Source organism: Draconibacterium sp. IB214405 (assembly GCF_033963885.1).
Classification (GTDB): domain Bacteria; phylum Bacteroidota; class Bacteroidia; order Bacteroidales; family Prolixibacteraceae; genus Draconibacterium.
In genome coordinates this window covers 1-14814 of the sequence record NZ_JAXBMA010000006.1, presented here as the reverse complement: position 1 = coordinate 14814, position 14814 = coordinate 1, and the positions used below count along the sequence as shown (strand labels likewise).

Annotated in this window: 15 protein-coding genes; all 15 read left to right on the top strand. The window is 42.5% G+C overall.

The features are described from left to right. The first annotated feature begins 11 nt into the window (after window positions 1-11). The 15 genes from SLH46_RS19065 to SLH46_RS18995 all read left to right on the top strand — a co-directional run bounded on the left by SLH46_RS19065 (window position 12) and on the right by SLH46_RS18995 (window position 14512). Window positions 12-386, top strand: a complete 375-nt coding sequence (locus SLH46_RS19065) for a P-II family nitrogen regulator (protein WP_320282816.1) — start codon at window positions 12-14, stop codon at window positions 384-386. Between the two features lie 17 nt (window positions 387-403). Next, a complete protein-coding gene (nifD, locus tag SLH46_RS19060) occupies window positions 404-2035 on the top strand; it encodes a nitrogenase molybdenum-iron protein alpha chain (RefSeq protein WP_320282815.1) in 1632 nt (543 codons plus the stop codon). Window positions 2036-2053: 18 nt separating this feature from the next. Continuing rightward, the gene (nifK, locus tag SLH46_RS19055; RefSeq protein WP_320282814.1) at window positions 2054-3436 is read left to right on the top strand and encodes a nitrogenase molybdenum-iron protein subunit beta; all 1383 of its coding nucleotides are present in this window, start codon (window positions 2054-2056) and stop codon (window positions 3434-3436) included. 172 nt (window positions 3437-3608) lie between these two features. Further along, window positions 3609-4937 carry a nitrogenase iron-molybdenum cofactor biosynthesis protein NifE gene (nifE, locus tag SLH46_RS19050; protein ID WP_320282813.1) on the top strand — a complete coding sequence of 443 codons (1329 nt, stop codon included), beginning with the start codon at window positions 3609-3611 and terminating at the stop codon, window positions 4935-4937. 99 nt (window positions 4938-5036) lie between these two features. After that, window positions 5037-6443, top strand: coding sequence for a nitrogenase component 1 (locus SLH46_RS19045; RefSeq protein WP_320282812.1), 1407 nt, complete (start codon window positions 5037-5039; stop codon window positions 6441-6443). Between the two features lie 38 nt (window positions 6444-6481). After that, window positions 6482-7741, top strand: a complete 1260-nt coding sequence (locus SLH46_RS19040; RefSeq protein ID WP_320282811.1) for a radical SAM protein — start codon at window positions 6482-6484, stop codon at window positions 7739-7741. 105 nt (window positions 7742-7846) lie between these two features. Further along, on the top strand, window positions 7847-8188 hold the full coding sequence (locus SLH46_RS19035; protein WP_320282810.1) for a NifB/NifX family molybdenum-iron cluster-binding protein: 342 nt from the start codon (window positions 7847-7849) through the stop codon (window positions 8186-8188). Window positions 8189-8292: 104 nt separating this feature from the next. Then, window positions 8293-8598 (top strand): (2Fe-2S) ferredoxin domain-containing protein, encoded by a 306-nt coding sequence (locus SLH46_RS19030; RefSeq protein ID WP_297100547.1) that lies wholly within the window; start codon window positions 8293-8295, stop codon window positions 8596-8598. 126 nt (window positions 8599-8724) lie between these two features. Continuing rightward, entirely contained in the window at window positions 8725-9849 is a 1125-nt protein-coding gene (locus SLH46_RS19025) for a homocitrate synthase/isopropylmalate synthase family protein (RefSeq protein WP_320282809.1), read from the top strand. 10 nt (window positions 9850-9859) lie between these two features. Beyond that, window positions 9860-11029, top strand: coding sequence for a porin (locus tag SLH46_RS19020; RefSeq protein ID WP_320282808.1), 1170 nt, complete (start codon window positions 9860-9862; stop codon window positions 11027-11029). A gap of 20 nt (window positions 11030-11049) precedes the next feature. After that, window positions 11050-11445, top strand: a complete 396-nt coding sequence (locus tag SLH46_RS19015) for a hypothetical protein (protein WP_320282807.1) — start codon at window positions 11050-11052, stop codon at window positions 11443-11445. A 142-nt stretch (window positions 11446-11587) separates the two neighbouring features. After that, on the top strand, window positions 11588-12349 hold the full coding sequence (modA, locus tag SLH46_RS19010) for a molybdate ABC transporter substrate-binding protein (protein WP_320282806.1): 762 nt from the start codon (window positions 11588-11590) through the stop codon (window positions 12347-12349). Between the two features lies 1 nt (window position 12350). Beyond that, window positions 12351-13043: a molybdate ABC transporter permease subunit gene (modB, locus tag SLH46_RS19005; protein WP_320282805.1), complete on the top strand. Its 693-nt coding sequence runs from the start codon at window positions 12351-12353 to the stop codon at window positions 13041-13043. Continuing rightward, window positions 13040-14122, top strand: a complete 1083-nt coding sequence (modC, locus tag SLH46_RS19000; protein WP_320282804.1) for a molybdenum ABC transporter ATP-binding protein — start codon at window positions 13040-13042, stop codon at window positions 14120-14122. Before modB ends, modC begins: the two co-directional genes overlap by 4 nt. A gap of 90 nt (window positions 14123-14212) precedes the next feature. Next, window positions 14213-14512 (top strand): hypothetical protein, encoded by a 300-nt coding sequence (locus SLH46_RS18995; RefSeq protein WP_320282803.1) that lies wholly within the window; start codon window positions 14213-14215, stop codon window positions 14510-14512. The last annotated feature ends 302 nt before the right edge of the window (window positions 14513-14814 follow it).

Here is a 14814-nt window from a genome sequence, read left to right as displayed (position 1 = left end):
ATCAGACGACTATGAAGATGGTATTGGCGATCATCAGGATCGATAAAATGAATGCAACAAAACAGGCTCTAACCGCGGCAGGTATCACATCGATGACTGCAACCGGAAAAGTTTTCGGACGCGGAAAAGGTACCTGGGATGCACAAGTGTTGGAAGGTGTAAAACAAGATATGCCCGAAGCACTTACCCATCTTGGAAAAGAACCAAGACTGAGACCTCAGCGTGTACTAAATATTGCGGTTTCTGACCACAATGTGCAATTAACAATTGATACGATTATCGAAGTTAATCAGACTCCTGCTCCCGGCGACGGAAAAATATTTGTTCTTCCGTTGGATGATACCTACCGGGTTCGTACCGGCGAAACAGGAACGACAATCCTTTAATTTAAAAAGACAAAATTATGCCAAATAAAAAAGATTATACAAACGGATTGCCGGATCCTTCTCAACTGAAGGAGGAGATGCTGGCAAAATATCCCCGGAAAGTAGCCAAAAAACGGTCGAAGGCAATGGTAATCAACGATCCTGAGGAAAATCAGGAGATTGCAGCCAACATTCGTACCATTCCGGGAATTATTACACAGCGTGGATGTACCTACGCGGGATGTAAGGGTGTGGTTTTAGGACCAACACGCGATATCATCAACCTGGTTCACGGACCAATCGGATGTAGTTTTTACGCCTGGTTAACACGTCGTAACCAAACACGTGTTCCTGAAGGTGGAGATAACTTTATTACTTATTCTTTCTCTACCGATATGCAAGACGAAAACATTGTATTTGGTGGCGAAAAGAAACTGAAAGATGCAATTCGCGAAGCAGTTGAAATTTTCAATCCAAGTTCAATCGGTATTTTCTCTACTTGTCCGGTAGGTTTGATTGGTGATGATGTTCATGCCGTAGCCCGCGAAATGAAAGAAGAAACGGGTATCAATATCTTCGGATTCAGTTGCGAAGGTTACCGCGGTGTATCACAGTCGGCCGGTCACCACATTGCCAACAACGGTGTATTCAAAAACGTGGTTGGTAATAACGACCGTCCTCGCAAAGGTAAATTCCAGGTGAACTTACTGGGAGAATACAACATCGGTGGTGATGCGTTCGAAATTGAAGCACTGTTCGAAGAAGTTGGTGTTGAATTGTTGTCTACTTTCTCTGGTAACTCAACTATCGAAAGTATGGAATATTCACACACTGCCGACCTGAACATGGTTATGTGTCACCGTTCTATCAACTACATCGCTGAGATGATGGAGGAGAAATACGGTATTCCATGGTTTAAGGTCAACTTTATCGGAGCCGAATCAACTGCAAAATCATTGCGTAAAATGGCCGATTATTTTGGAGATAAAGAATTATCAGCCAAAGTTGAAGAAGTTATTGCTCGCGAGATGGCGAAAGTAAAAGCAGTTGCCGATGTGGTTAAACCTAAAACTGAAGGTAAACTGGCAATGATGTTCGTTGGTGGATCACGTGCTCACCATTATCAGGATTTGTTTACTGAGCTTGGAGTAAAAACAGTTTCTGCCGGATATGAATTTGCGCACCGTGATGATTACGAAGGTCGTGAAGTAATTCCGAACATTAAAATTGATGCCGATACACGTAACATCGAAGACCTTGTGGTTGAGAAAGACGAAGCACATTTCCGCGATGACCTGGTAGAGAAAAAAGCCAAGTTGGAAGAGAGCGGTTACGAGTTTAAAGACTACAAAGGAATGATGCCGGATATGCAGAAAAACTCGCTGGTAATCGACGATGTAAACCACTGGGAAACTGAAAAGCTGATCGAATTCTATAAGCCTGATGTATTCTGCGCAGGTATTAAAGAAAAATATGTTGTTCAGAAATACGGAGTGCCATTAAAACAATTGCACTCGTACGACTACGGCGGTCCTTATGCTGCATTCGGTGGAGCTATTAATTTCTACAATGAAATGGAGCGTATGCTGGGAACCAAGATTTGGAAACTGGTTGATGCACCTTGGAAACTCGAGCCAGAGATTGTAGGAAGTGTAACTGTAGATGCTTAATGAATAGGAGGAAAAATTATGTTATTACGTCATACAACAAAAGAAGTTAAAGAGAGAAAAGCATTAACCGTTAACCCGGCGAAAACTTGTCAGCCGGTAGGTGCAATGTATGCTGCCCTGGGTGTGCACGGATGTTTACCACACAGCCACGGTTCGCAAGGGTGTTGTTCTTATCACCGAAGTGCGTTAACTCGTCACTATAAAGAGCCGGTAATGGCTGCAACCAGTTCGTTTACTGAAGGTTCATCGGTATTTGGTGGACAAGCAAACTTACTGCAAGCCATCGATAATATCTTCGGTATTTACGAACCTCAGATTATTGCCGTTCACTCAACCTGTTTGTCGGAAACCATTGGTGACGACCTTGGACAGATTGTTGGAAAAGCAAAAGACGACGGTAGAATTCCTGAAGGAAAACACGTAGTTCAGGCATCAACACCAAGTTATGTAGGTTCGCATGTTACCGGTTACGCCAACATGTTGGAAGCATTTGTAAAATACTTTGCATTTAAGACCGACGAAAAATTGCGCCAGGTAAACCTGCTTTCAGGTTGGGTTGAACCATCGGATATGCGCGAGTTAAAAAGATTGGCTGGTTTAATGGATGTTCAAACAGTTCTTCTTCCCGATACATCAGATGTAGTAGATACACCTATGACGGGTAAATACCAAATGTATCCAAAAGGTGGTACTACTATTGACGAAATGGTTAGCATGGGAAATAGTATGAGCACTGTTGCTTTGGGCGAATGGGGTGCAAAAAGTGCAGCCATTGCTTTAGACAACAAATGTAAAGTACCATTTTCAATGAACGATGTACCAGTTGGTATCAGTGCAACCGACCGCTTTATACAGGCACTTTCAACTGCCGGAAAAGTTTCTATTCCTGAAATTATTTCTGAAGAACGTGGTCGATTAGTGGATATGATGACTGATATGCACCAGTATTTCTACGGAAAACGTGTGGCTTTATTTGGTGATCCTGATACTTTACTTCCGTTAACTGAATTCTTGTTAGACCTGGATATGAAACCTGTTTACATTGTTTCTGGAACACCGGGAAAACGTTTCACTCAACGTATGGAAGAAATTTTAGGCGACAAAGTGTCTGAAACCAAATTCAAAAATGGTCCGAATGCTGATATGTTCTTATTACACCAGTGGATTAAAGAAGAGCCTGTTGACTTATTGATTGGTAACACCTATGGTAAGTACATCGCTCGCGATGAGAATATACCATTCGTTCGCATGGGATTCCCTATTATTGACCGAGTTGGACACAGTTATTTCCCAACTGTAGGTTACCAGGGTGGTCTTCGAATCCTTGAGAAGATTCTGGGTGCTATCATGGATAAAATCGATGCTACGGCTCCTGAAGAATCATTCGAGCTAGTTATGTAGTTGCAATATAATTCAAAATGATTTCGAGGTGAGTTCAGCTGAGTCGCTCTCAGCTGAACATCACCCGAAATAATTGGCACTGCATAAGAAGAATCAGAGAGTATAAATCAGAATTGTAATTAGGATAAGACCTGCTTGCAGGCAACTTCGTCCATCTTTTAACATTTGAATTATGAGCAACTATCTAAAAGATCGCGAAAATCAAATCCTTACAAAAGGAACCGATTCAGCAGAAATATCCTGTGAAAAAAAGAGTCTGGCCGGTTCAGTTTCGCAACGAGCCTGTGTTTTTTGCGGATCGCGCGTGGTGCTTTATCCAATTGCCGATGCACTGCACGTTATTCACGGTCCGGTTGGTTGTGCTTCTTATACCTGGGATATTCGTGGTTCGCTTTCGTCGGGACCACAATTACACCGCCTTAGTTTTACCACCGATTTAAAAGAAAAAGACGTGGTTTTTGGCGGCGAAAAGAAATTGTATCACGCCCTTATTGATTTAATCGACAAACATAAACCAAAAGCTGCCTTTGTTTTTTCAACCTGTATAATCGGAGTTATTGGCGACGACGTTGAAGCTGTTTGCCGCCAGGTTACAAAAGAAAAAGGCATCGATGTTATTCCGGTAATGTCGGAAGGTTTTAACGGAACCAAAAAAGACGGTTATAAAATTGCCTGTGGTGCGCTTTCAAAATTAGTTGGGACGAACAACGACTACACACCATCAAAATATTCAATCAATATTCTTGGCGACTTTAACCTTGCCGGTGAGTTGTGGATTTTGGCTGAATATTACAAGAAGCTGGGTGTTGAAATTATTTCGTGCATGACCGGTGACGGTCGTGTTGAACAGATTCGCCGTGCACATAAAGCCTCGCTGAACGTGGTTCAGTGTTCAGGATCGATTATGCACCTGGCAAAAGAGATGAAGGAAAAATACGACATTCCTTTTATGAAGGTTTCCTATTTCGGAATCGAGGATATGTCGGAAGCGCTGTACGAAGTGGCCAAGTTTTTCAAAGATGACGAAATGATGACCAAAGCCCGCGAACTGGTTACCAACGAAATTTCACAGTTGTTACCGGCACTGCAACCATACCGCCAAAAGCTGGAAGGCAAAAAAGCAGCCATTTATGTAGGTGGAGCTTTTAAAGCCATCTCGCTGGTAAAAGCCTTACGATTATTAGGCATGAAAACAGTGGTTGTTGGCTCGCAAACCGGAAATGCAGAAGACTATAAACTACTAAAAGACTTGTGTGATGAGGGAACCATCATTGTTGATGATTCCAATCCAAATGAACTTTCTGAATTTGTGAAGCTTACCGGTGCCAACCTGTTTATCGGCGGCGTAAAAGAACGCCCGATTGCCCATAAACTTGGCCTTGGTTTTTGCGATCACAACCACGAAAGAAAAGAAGCACTGGCCGGCTATGTCGGCATGATGAATTTTGCGAAAGAAGTTTACGCCTCGGTTACAAGCCCGGTGTGGAAGTTCGTGAAATAATAAGCAGCACAAAATCGGTTAGTTACAGGCCGTGATTGTGTTTTAGAAAGGGGAAACCCTTTAACGAATCGGAAAAAATATTGAATAAAAACAAATCGGATGTTTGAACTTAATTCAGTACCAAAAGCAAAAGAAAATTACAAGGCAACGCAGAATGCCTGTAAACTTTGTTCGCCACTGGGAGCCAGTGTAGCCTTCAAAGGTTTTAAAGGCTGTGTTCCGCTTATTCACGGCTCGCAGGGTTGCGCAACTTATATTCGCCGCTACCTGATTTCTCACTACAAAGAGCCCATCGACATTGCCTCGTCGAATTTTACAGAAGATGCAACCATTTTTGGTGGCGATGAAAACTTCAAATTGGCAGTCCTTAATATTATCAATCAGTATAAACCGGAAATTATTGGTATCGCCTCAACCTGTTTGAGCGAAACCATTGGCGACGACCTTAGCTTATTCGTTCACCATTTTCTGGAGAAACATCCTGAAATCGACACTGATTTCGTGATGGCTTCAACACCCAGTTACCAGGGAACACACATCGATGGATTTCACGAAGCTGTTTCCGGTGTGGTAAAAAGCTATGCTAAAAAAGGCCCATCGCAAGAGCATATAAATCTCTTCCCCGGTTTTGTTTCAACCGAAGATTTACGCTTGCTGAAAGAAATAATGGCCGACTTTTCGTTGGAAGACATTATGATGCCTGATTATTCTGAAAGCCTTGATAACCCGGTTTGGGATACTTATCATCGAATTCCGGAAGGCGGAACAGCAAAAGAGGATGTAGTAAAAAGTGGAAGTGCCAAAGCCAGTATCGAATTCGGTACCATCCTGAACAGAGGAAAATTGTCAGGTCGCGTAAAAAGCAAGCAATTGTCGCGCACCGGAGCACAGTTCCTGAAAAACGAAATGGATGTTCCATTGGTAAATATGCCAATGCCAATTGGTATCACGCAGACCGATGCCTTTTTCGAGGAGCTGAAAAACCTTTCGGGCAACGATATTCCTGAAAAATATACTAAACAACGAGGTCGCCTGGTAGATGCCTATGTTGATGCACATAAATACACCTTTGGAAAAAAGGCAGTGGTTTATGGCGAAGAAGATTTTGTAGTTGCCATGGCAGCTTTCCTCGATGAAATTGGAATTGAGCTGGCGCTCGTTGCTACAGGTGGAGAAAGCGGCATGTTGGAGAACGAAATCAAAAAATATTGTCCTGAAAATCAAGATAAAGTAGTGGTTCGCGAAGGATACGATTTTGAAAGTATCCGCGAATGGAGCCTTGAAAATAAACCTGACATACTGATCGGGCATAGCAAAGGCTACTACATCGCCCGCGAACTGAATATCCCGATCGTTCGGGTAGGTTTCCCGGTTCACGACCGTGTGGGCGGACAACGCATAAAACATCTTGGTTATTCAGGTACGCAGGAGCTATTCGACAAAATAGTGAATGCACTAATTGAACACAAACAAAGTAATTCGCCGGTAGGCTATAAATATATGTAATAACAATTGCGAGAACTCGCAGCTAAAAACAGAAGGTTATGATTGACATTAAAACACATCCCTGTTTCAATAAGCATGCAAAAGGCAAATATGCCCGCGTGCATCTCCCGGTGGCACCGCAATGTAATATTCATTGTAATTATTGTAAGCGCGATTACGATTGCGTAAACGAAAGCCGCCCTGGTGTTACCAGCGAAGTACTATCGCCTGAGCAGGCACTGGCCTACACCATCAGGTTAAAAGAAAAAATGCCGCATTTGTCGGTAGTGGGTATTGCCGGCCCCGGCGATCCGTTCGCCAATCCAATTCAAACGATGACAACGCTTCGTTTGATTCGTAAAGAATTTCCGGAAATGATCCTTTGTCTTTCGTCAAACGGGTTAAATGTATTGCCGTATGTTGATGAATTGAAGGAGTTGGAAGTAAGCCACGTAACCATTACGTTGAACGGAACCGAGACAAAAACATTATCACAACTCTATAAATGGGTACGTTTCGAAAAACGCGGATATTTTGGAGAACAGGCAGCTGAAATTCTGCTGAAAAACCAGATGGAAGCGATCCGTGCATTAAAACGTGCAGGTATTACAGTAAAAATCAACTCGATTGTAGTGCCCGGAATCAATGATAACGTGATCGTTGATATCGCCAAAAAAATGAAAGAGATGGAAGTGGATATCATGAATACCATTCCGCTCTACCCGGTTGAAGGAACTCCTTTCGAGGATTTTGAAGAGCCTTCGCCAAAACGAATGAAAGAATTACAAAACGGTATAAAAGAATATTTACCACCAATGACACACTGTGCACGTTGCCGCGCTGATGCTGTTGGACTGCTAGGTAAAGACGATGCTGAAGCAAAACAAATTTTGTCGGAAGTGTCGAACCTGTCGGTGAATGTTGACCAAACAAAACCATATGTGGCAGTTGCCAGTCACGAAGGACTATTGGTGAATCAGCACCTTGGTGAGGCAACTCAACTGTACATTTTCAGAGAAACGCCAAATGGCTATCGAATGGTTGAGCAACGTGCAACACCAAAACCGGGAGCCGGAAATAGTCGTTGGGCAGTACTGGCTGATGTGATCGATGATTGCAGGGCCTTGCTGGTTGGAGGAATCGGACCATCTCCATCGTCGATTATTGGCCGTGCCGGAATCAAGATCGTTGAAATGACCGGTTTGATTGATGAGGGATTGGATGCTGTTTACAAAGGCAAAGAACTCCGGACACTGAAAAAAGCCGATGTATTTAAATGCGGTTCAGAATGTTCAGGAAAAGGAACCGGTTGCGGTTAATGAATAATAATTAATGTCATTTCGAACGTAGAGAGAAATCTATTACAAAGATGAGATTTCTCTCCGTCAGTCGACGGATCGAAATGACAACAACGATAGATTTAAATGAGAATAGCAGTAACAACAAGTAACGGAGAAAAGGTAGATCAGCACTTTGGAAAAGCTACCCGCTTTGATGTGTACGACGTGGAAGGCGATGAAATGAAACTCGTGGAAACACGCGAAGTTGACTCGTATTGCAGCGGAGAAGGTCAGCCGGTTGCCGATCATAAATTTTCATCCGATCGATTTTCAACAGTAAAAGAAAAACTCGAGGATTGTGACAAGCTGTACACCGTTCAGATTGGTGAAAAACCCAAAGAGCAATTCGATATAATTGGAATAGCAGTACAAACTTGCACCTGTTCGGTGGATAAAATCCCCGGGTGCAGCGGAAAATGCAAATAATAAATCAAAAAAGTATAAATCTTCGCAGGTTGCTTCTTTTCTCCCCTTCAGGGGAGATCCCGATTCATCGGGAGAGGGGTGACTTCCGATAAAAGAAATCAGACATGAAAAAACCAGAATTTCACATTTTAGTATGCAACTCGTACAGGGTTGCCGGCGATGCACAAGGTTATTGTAACAAAAACGGTTCATCCGATTTAATTCAATATATAATGGAAGAATGTAACGACCGCGGCATGGATGTCGCGGTTTCTTCCACCGCTTGTTTAAACGTTTGCTCACAAGGACCGGTAATGGTTGTTCACCCGAATAACTATTGGTACGGCGGAATTAACGAGGAAAAAATCGACGAAATTTTAGATGCACTGGAAGAGGGGGAGGCCGTTGAGGATTATCTCATAAGCGAGTAAGTTAAACTGCTAGCTCAATTGATTTTCCCCTCTAACCAGAACTAATCAAACTTCAACTTGTATCGTATTCCCGGCTTATGCCGGGGGTACTTTTATCGGATTGAAAACCAATAACAATTATATATTATGAAGGATGAGAAGTTCCCATATTTGATCGACACTACGCTGCGTGACGGAGAACAAGCACCGGGTGTAGTATTTTCATTGAAAGAGAAACTCGAGATTGCTCAGAAGCTTGATGAAATTGGTGTGCCTGAATTAGAGATCGGGACTCCGGCCATGGGCGAAAAAGAGCAGAGCGACATTCATTGTTTGATCAACCAGGGATTTTCCTTCGCTTCAACCTGCTGGTGCAGGGCAACTTTCAACGACTTGGAAGCTGCCCTGGCTACAGGAGCAAAAAGGGTCAACCTTTCTTTCCCTGTTTCCGATATACAACTTGATACGCTTGGGAAGTCGCGCGACTGGGTGCGGAAAAACCTTCCCGAGATCATGAATTTTGCCACAAACCATTTCGAATTTGTGGCCGTTGGTGCGCAGGATGCTTCGCGCGCCGATTACGATTTCCTCAAAGAATACATCTATCTAACTACTTTATACGGTGCCAAACGTGTGCGCATTGCCGACACCGTAGGAATCCTGAATCCACTTTCTACACAGAACTTGTTTAAAAGATTAAGCAGCGATTTTGCCGATGTTGATTTTGAATTTCACGGACACAACGATTTGGGAATGGCAACTGCCAACCACGTGGTAGCTTTGCAATCGGGCGCACAAAGTGTTAGTCTTACCGTAAACGGACTGGGCGAACGTGCCGGAAATGCCTGTTTGGAAGAAGTGGCTTTTGCCTTGAAATACTCCTGTGGCTACGATTTTAATTTCGAAGGTGAGAAAATGGTTCAGCTTTCGAAACTGGTGGAACAGGCTTCAGAACGAAAGTTGGCCTTGTCGAAACCGGTATCGGGAGAATTGGTTTTCTCGCACGAATCCGGAATCCATTGCCGCAGCCTTAAAGAAAATCCACTTTCTTATCAGCCCTTTAATCCAAACGAAATTGGCCGACAGACCGAGATGGTTATTGGAAAACACTCGGGAATGGGTGCTGTGAGTGAGATGCTGGAAAAACGAAATATTTTTCTGCCTAAAAACGAACTGGCCATTCTTGTAGCTAAAATTAAAAAGCTGTCGACCGAGTTAAAGCGCGACCTGCATTTTAACGAGGTGAAAAATCTGATTTCGTCGAACATTTAATTCTGCGGCAGTGAAATTTAAAGGGATTCTCATATTGCTGCTTTTGGCAGGACTTGTGGCTACGGCCGGAAAAACCGTTCAGGAAAAACCGTTCAAGCCAACCATTACACCATATGTAAAGGTGCAGTTTTGGAATGTGGTCAGTCAGGGAGTTACTACCGATGAAGCAGAAGCTGCCGATCGTTTTGCCTCGTATTTCAGACGCGGCCGTTTGGGAGTGAAAGGAAATGTGCTGCCCGAGCTGTCGTACGATGTAATGTTGGCTTTCGATAACCTGGCAAAAGATGGTTTTTCATCCACAAAAGGAGTGGTGAATGCTGGTGCAGTGGCACTTTGGAGCGCTTATTTTACCTACGATCTTCTTCCTGAGAGTGAATGGCTGAATGTAACAGGTGGTTACTTTTTGCCACATGTGAGCCGCGAATCAACCACTTCGCCATGGACTACCAGCTCGCTCGACAAAACAGAAAACTCGTGTTACCTGCGTCAACTGGTTACCGGAAAAGCAAACGGAATAAGTCCCGGAATTAATTTAGGTGGTTTGGGCGAGTTCGGAAAACAAACGCTTATATATAATATATCAATAATCAACCGACAGGATGTGGTGAGTATTATGGAAACAAACTGGTCGCCGGTGTTGCTGGGGCATTTTATGCTCAACTTCGGCGATAAAGAATTCTCGAAATACAAATATTGTTTCTCAAACAACCTCCTGAAAAAGCAAACGAACGCAACTTTTGGTTTGGGTTTCTCCACACAAGGGAAAACCGATATTTTTGAAAGCACCCAAACAATAAGTGCCGATGCAACCATTTATATCGGGCATCTGAAAATCGACGGAGAGTACAATCATTTAATTCGGAAAAACAACCTCGAATACCATGCCAATTGTTTTATGGTCCGCTCCGGTTACAACATATTCCTAAAAAAGGATTGGGTACTGGAACCGACAGCAATGTTTGAAAAGTTCTCTGGTGACGAGAATTATGAAGATGTTTCGTTTTTCGACGGGACCGATACAAAGCTTGATTTTGGAGTGAATCTGATATCTGCCAAAAAGAAAGTGAAGGTGAATCTTCACTATGTAGTTCACGATGGCGACGGAATTAAGAACCGCTACATTAAAAATACCACATACCCGGGCAATTATGTTTCGCTTGGATTACAATTAATAATATAAATCTTAAAAATAGAGGCCTTATGGAACAGACATGGAAAAAATATTTCGACGATGCTAATGATTATTCAAAAGCAGCAATAGGTTCGTCAAGTAAAAAAAAGTTTGGAAGCCAGGTTGTATATAATTTGATAAGTATGGCTATCGAAAATTATCTGACAGCCTTGTGTATAAGTAGTGGGGAAATGCCCGAGCACGAAGGGATTTCTTACATGCTCCGCCAGGTGGCTAAGAATATCGAAATACCCGAGCCGTTTTATCAGGAAGCCCGGTTTATGAATCGTTTTATGAATTACTGTTCGTTGGAAGTACAGGAACCAATAGATCCAACACATGAAGAATTAGCTCGTATGATCGGTTTCATGGGCGATTTAAAAAGTTTTTGCGAAGGATTACTGTTAAAAGATCAACCGGTTTAGCAAATCGATCTTAGAGTTCGACTTTCGCTTACCCGAAATGCTGTTTTAAATCTTTCGGGCTTTCTTATTTTTGCGTAATAATTATTTACTTTTCCATTCTAGAAGTAGAATGAAATTTCGGCATTGGCTAAAATTATTAATTATGAAGAAGCTGGTTTTTTACTTTATAGTTTTCGTAATGACTTTTGCCTGCACCAATAAAAATAAATCGCAGCAATTGGAGCTATTGGTTTATAGTGGAGCCGGGTTAACAAATGTGGTTACAGAACTGGCCGAAATCTACAAAGCAGAAAATGACATCGATATCAAACTGAATTTTGCCTCGTCGGGTACGCTAGCACGACAAATTGAACAGGGTGCACAACCGTCAGTATACATTTCTGCCAACGAAAAATGGGTGGACTACCTTATAAATGTGGATTTGGTTGTTCCTGAATCAAAAGAGAAAGTTGTTGGAACGTCGATGGCAGTTATCGTTCCTGCGGATAGTGAAACGGATACCATTACATTTTTAGATCATTTTCCTGCACAATTTAAAGGACGCTTGTCAATTGGCGACCCGAAACACGTGCCTGCGGGCGATTATGCATGGAAAGCGATCGAGAGCGGTGGCTATGCTGATGCTTTAACTGACCGGATCCTACCTGCAAAAGACGTGCGCTCGGCATTAATGGTGGTTGAATTGGGCGAAGTGGAAATGGGAATTGTGTATAAAACTGACGCGCTAAAATCGAAAAAAGTAAAGATTGTGTCCATTGTTCCTGATGAGCTACATCCGCCAATCGGTTTCTATGCCTCCATTTTAAAGAACAAAAACAACGAACAAACCAAGCTTTTTTATAATTTTCTGACCTCAAAAGAAGCAAAGGACATCTGGATAAAACACGGATTTAATATTGAGTGAATTGTTTAAATATACAGCAAGCGAATGGTCGGCAATACAATTATCGTTAAGTGTTGCGCTAATTTGTGCTGTAATAACCTTGCCGCTGGCCATAGCCGTGGGCTGGTTCCTGGCCCGTAAGAAGTTTTTTGGCAAGTCGGTGGTTGAAGGAATCATTCATCTGCCTTTGGTTTTACCTCCCATTACAACGGGTTATTTATTATTACTGGTTTTCGGAAACCGTGGATTCATCGGCAAATTCTTTTACGAAATATTCGGAATTCAAATTGCCTTTTCATTTTATGCCGCAGTAATCGCAGCCATTTTTGTGTCGTTCCCGTTGGTTACGCGATCCATACGTTTATCCATCGAACTGGTCGATCAGAAACTGGAAGAAGCTGCTCGTACTTTGGGAGCTTCCAACCTTAGGGTGTTTTTTACCATTACACTCCCTTTGGCATTGCCCGGTGTAATTAGTGGATTCATTCTTTCGTTCGCGCGAAGTCTTGGCGAATTTGGAGCAACCATTTCATTTGCCGGAAACATCGAAGGTAAAACACAAACACTGCCGCTGGCTATTTTTTCTGAAATGCAGGTTCCCGGACAGGAAGCTTCAACCATGCGTTTGGTTGTGGTATCTGTTATATTATCGCTGCTGGCAATGATTGCTGCCGAATTCCTAAACCGACGTGTAATTAAAAGTAAAACGGCATGACTCCGGCATTGAGTTTCCATATAACACTGAAGCGAAATGATTTTACACTCGATGTAAAAGCCGATATTCCAAACGGGATTACCGGGATATTCGGACCGTCGGGTCATGGAAAAACCAGTTTGCTGAATTCCATTGCCGGGATTGTTACTCCTGATTCAGGTTATATTCATCTGAACGGCGACACACTTCTTGATACTAATAATAAGGTTAACGTTAAAATAAGGCAGCGGAAAGTTGGTTACGTTTTCCAGGACGAACGACTCTTTCCACACTATACTATAAAGAAGAACCTGTTGTACGGGGAAACAGATCCCGACCAAGAGTTTTTTGATGAGGTGATTGATACGTTGCAGATCGCACATTTATTAAATAAGAAACCCGAACAGTGTTCCGGCGGAGAGAAACAACGTGCCGCAATTGGTCGTACCATTATCAGTGGTTCGAAAATATTGTTGATGGACGAACCGTTTTCGGCACTGGATGTAAACCTGCGCCGCGAAATTATTCCGTATTTAAACCGGGTGCACCAGAAGTTTTCGCTACCTATATTAATAGTAAGCCACGATCTTCCCGACCTTTTAAGTCTTACCGATAATTTGTTGTTGCTGAAAAACGGGCAGTTGTTGGGGCACGGAAAGTTTACCGATCTCTTGGATCAACCCGAAAATTTGGAGTTGATGCACGAGTCGGGCTGGTATAATGTAATGCACCTGTCGGTATTTGCGCACCTCGAATCGAAGAATATGGTTCTGCTGAAGAGCAATAAAAGTAACCTGCAGATACAGGCGTTAGCGCAAACTATAGGAAAAGATGTAGAGGTTAATCAAGAATTAAAAGTGTTGATTAAGCCCGAGAGCATCGCCTTATCAAAAGAGCCTATTCAAAATATTTCACTCCGTAACCAGGTAGAAGGGACGATGAAAGAAGTATTTTTAAAAGACGGCCTGGCCTTTTGTGTGGTCGATGTAGGCGAAAACATCATCGTAGAAGTCACCGAAGCCTCACAAAAAAGTATGTGCCTTGAGAAAGGCCAGCGGGTGTACTGTCTTTTTAAATCTGCCTCGCTAAAAATATATTAAAGCGCCCTGTTCAGATACTCAGTTACTTGCGATTTTTACTTCAAAAAACCTGCAATTATTTTGCTCTGCGGGCTTGCATTATTAAAAACCTTGATTACTTTTGCAGCCGCTTTGAGAGAAGCACAGTTCATAGAAAGAATGGGATACAGGACGGCAAAGGCAGGGCCGGTAGTTGCGACGGAGATTTCGGTCTTTAGAGCGACGATCAGGTTCAAGAAAAAAAGTTTCGAAAAAACTTTAAAAAGTATTTGGCAGAAACAAAATAAGAATTACCTTTGCAGCCGCTTTGGAAACGAAGCAACGTTCAAAGACAAGTTGATGGTAAAAACGGGTGATCGGAAGGCTGGTGGAACGGCACTGAAGATCGCATCAAAACCGCAGAAACTTTAGCAATAAAGTTTCGAAAAAAAGCGAAAAAAGTTTTGGAGGTTTTGAAAAAGTAATTACCTTTGTCGCCCCGTTAAAAGGGAAACGAGTTCTGGCAGTTGAGAGCGATTTTGAGAAGAAGGAAACGCCAGAGTGAAAAATACAAGAAAGTAGATGACCGGCATTAAGAGGTAAGATTGAGATGCTGGTTTTTTTACGCAAAGTTCTTTAAAATTTTGAAGCACAAAAAAGCAAGGTTAATTATAAAACAACTTTGTTGATTTCTGAGAGACAAGTAAACCTGGAGCGAAAGATATTAAACTTTT

Excerpts from the sequence above, each read along its gene's own strand:
- SLH46_RS19045 (WP_320282812.1), top strand. The coding sequence starts at position 5,037 with ATGTTTGAACTTAATTCAGTACCAAAAGCAAAAGAAAATTACAAGGCA.
- SLH46_RS19035 (WP_320282810.1), top strand. The coding sequence starts at position 7,847 with ATGAGAATAGCAGTAACAACAAGTAACGGAGAAAAGGTAGATCAGCAC.
- nifK (WP_320282814.1), top strand. The coding sequence starts at position 2,054 with ATGTTATTACGTCATACAACAAAAGAAGTTAAAGAGAGAAAAGCATTA.
- modA (WP_320282806.1), top strand. The coding sequence starts at position 11,588 with ATGAAGAAGCTGGTTTTTTACTTTATAGTTTTCGTAATGACTTTTGCC.
- SLH46_RS19025 (WP_320282809.1), top strand. The coding sequence starts at position 8,725 with ATGAAGGATGAGAAGTTCCCATATTTGATCGACACTACGCTGCGTGAC.
- SLH46_RS19065 (WP_320282816.1), top strand. The coding sequence starts at position 12 with ATGAAGATGGTATTGGCGATCATCAGGATCGATAAAATGAATGCAACA.
- SLH46_RS19030 (WP_297100547.1), top strand. The coding sequence starts at position 8,293 with ATGAAAAAACCAGAATTTCACATTTTAGTATGCAACTCGTACAGGGTT.
- nifD (WP_320282815.1), top strand. The coding sequence starts at position 404 with ATGCCAAATAAAAAAGATTATACAAACGGATTGCCGGATCCTTCTCAA.
- SLH46_RS19040 (WP_320282811.1), top strand. The coding sequence starts at position 6,482 with ATGATTGACATTAAAACACATCCCTGTTTCAATAAGCATGCAAAAGGC.
- SLH46_RS19015 (WP_320282807.1), top strand. The coding sequence starts at position 11,050 with ATGGAACAGACATGGAAAAAATATTTCGACGATGCTAATGATTATTCA.
- modC (WP_320282804.1), top strand. The coding sequence starts at position 13,040 with ATGACTCCGGCATTGAGTTTCCATATAACACTGAAGCGAAATGATTTT.
- nifE (WP_320282813.1), top strand. The coding sequence starts at position 3,609 with ATGAGCAACTATCTAAAAGATCGCGAAAATCAAATCCTTACAAAAGGA.